Genomic DNA, 2,642 nt, shown 5'->3' with positions numbered 1-2,642 from the left:
CTACGCCGCGTCAATCTTGGGTTAAGCCCTCGACCGATTAGTATCTGTCCGCTTCACGCGTCACCGCGCTTCCACTCCAGACCTATCAACCTCATCATCTCTGAGGGGTCTTACTGATTTAAAATCATGGGAAATCTCATCTTGAAGGGGGCTTCATGCTTAGATGCTTTCAGCACTTATCCCGTCCACACATAGCTACCCAGCGTATGCTCCTGGCGGAACAACTGGTACACCAGCGGTGTGTCCATCCCGGTCCTCTCGTACTAAGGACAGCTCTTCTCAAATTTCCTACGCCCGCGACGGATAGGGACCGAACTGTCTCACGACGTTCTGAACCCAGCTCGCGTACCGCTTTAATGGGCGAACAGCCCAACCCTTGGGACCTACTTCAGCCCCAGGATGCGATGAGCCGACATCGAGGTGCCAAACCTCCCCGTCGATGTGAACTCTTGGGGGAGATAAGCCTGTTATCCCCAGGGTAGCTTTTATCCGTTGAGCGATGGCCCTTCCATGCGGTGCCACCGGATCACTAAGCCCGACTTTCGTCCCTGCTCGACTTGTAGGTCTCGCAGTCAAGCTCCCTTGTGCCTTTACACTCTGCGAATGATTTCCAACCATTCTGAGGGAACCTTTGGGCGCCTCCGTTACCTTTTAGGAGGCGACCGCCCCAGTCAAACTGCCTACCAGACACTGTCTCCGAACCGGATCACGGTTCCGGGTTAGAATGTCGGTATCGTCAGGGCAGTATCCCACGGATGCCTCCACCGAACCTGGCGGTCCGGCTTCGAAGGCTCCTGCCTATCCTGTACAAACGATACCCACATCCAATATCAAGCTGCAGTAAAGCTCCATGGGGTCTTTCCGTCCTGTCGCGGGTAACCTGCATCTTCACAGGTACTATAATTTCACCGGGTCTCTCGTTGAGACAGTATCCAAATCGTTACACCTTTCGTGCGGGTCGGAACTTACCCGACAAGGAATTTCGCTACCTTAGGACCGTTATAGTTACGGCCGCCGTTTACTGGGGCTTCGATTCAAAGCTTCTCCCCGAAGGGATAACCTCTCCTCTTAACCTTCCAGCACCGGGCAGGTGTCAGCCCCTATACATCACCTTGCGGTTTAGCAGAAACCTGTGTTTTTGGTAAACAGTCGCTTGGATCTTTTCACTGCGGCTCAAAAGGCCCGAAGGCCTTCCGAGCACCCCTTCTCCCGAAGTTACGGGGTGATTTTGCCGAGTTCCTTAACGAGAGTTCTCCCGAGCGTCTTAGAATACTCTTCTTGCCTACCTGTGTCGGTTTTGGTACGGGCACCCTTGGACTCGCTAGAGGCTTTTCTTGGCAGTGTAGGTACAGGCCCTTCGGTACTTAAATTTCCCTCCTCATCACCGTTTGGCCCCTGGCAGCGGGATTTGCCTCGCTACCGGCCTCACGGCTTGAACGCACCCTTCCATCCGTGCGTACGGCCTTGCCTTCCTGCGTCCCCCCATCACTCAAACGTCCTTAGGTGGTACAGGAATATCAACCTGTTGTCCATCGCCTACGCCTTTCGGCCTCGGCTTAGGCCCCGACTAACCCTGAGCGGACGAACCTTCCTCAGGAAACCTTAGGCTTTCGACGGAGGAGATTCTCACTCCTCTTTTCGTTACTCATACCGGCATTCTCACTTCCAAGCGCTCCAACAAACCTTCCGGTTTGCCTTCAACGCCCTTGGAACGCTCCCCTACCACGACTCCTAAGAGTCATCCGCGACTTCGGTGCTGCGCTTAGCCCCGTTACATTTTCGGCGCGGCGCCACTCGACCAGTGAGCTATTACGCACTCTTTAAATGGTGGCTGCTTCTGAGCCAACATCCTGGTTGTCTGGGCAACGCCACATCCTTTCCCACTTAGCGCAAACTTAGGGACCTTAGTCGGCGGTCTGGGCTGTTTCCCTCTCGACGACGGATCTTATCACTCGCCGTCTGACTCCCGGACGTAAAACGCTGGCATTCGGAGTTTGACTGAACTCGGTAACCCTGTGGGGGCCCCTTATTCAATCAGTGCTCTACCTCCAGGTTTCAATCATCCGAGGCTAGCCCTAAAGCTATTTCGGGGAGAACCAGCTATCTCCGTGTTCGATTGGCATTTCACCCCTACCCACACCTCATCCCCGCATTTTTCAACATGCGTGGGTTCGGGCCTCCATTCAGTGTTACCTGAACTTCACCCTGGACATGGGTAGATCACACGGTTTCGGGTCGGCAACCCGTAACTCATTCGCCCTATTCAGACTCGCTTTCGCTGCGGCTCCGCCTCTTCGGCTTAACCTTGCTACGAATCGCCACTCGCCGGTCCATTCTACAAAAGGTACGCTGTCACCCCCGAAGGGGCTCCAACTACTTGTAAGCACACGGTTTCAGGATCTCTTTCACTCCCCTTCCGGGGTGCTTTTCACCTTTCCCTCACGGTACTGGTTCACTATCGGTCACTAGGGAGTATTTAGCCTTGGGAGACGGTCCTCCCGGATTCCGACGGGGTTTCTCGTGTCCCGCCGTACTCAGGATCCACTCCGGAGTGTCTGGTGCTTCGGTTACAGGGCGTTTGCCTTCTTTGGCCGGCCTTTCCAGACCGTTCACCTGAACCAGACATTTCTGACTCCAATGGA

Annotated in this window: 1 rRNA gene; it reads right to left on the bottom strand. The window is 54.8% G+C overall.

The window, feature by feature from the left end:
- Positions 1–17: 17 nt before the first annotated feature.
- Positions 18–2,642, bottom strand: a 23S ribosomal RNA gene (locus tag JOC27_RS13300); the annotation flags it as partial.

The sequence above is a fragment of the Sporolactobacillus spathodeae genome (assembly GCF_016908935.1).
GTDB classification, from domain to species: domain Bacteria; phylum Bacillota; class Bacilli; order Bacillales; family Sporolactobacillaceae; genus Sporolactobacillus; species Sporolactobacillus spathodeae.
The sequence above is the reverse complement of the archived record's forward strand: the minus strand, read 5'-3'. Positions and strand labels throughout refer to the sequence as shown.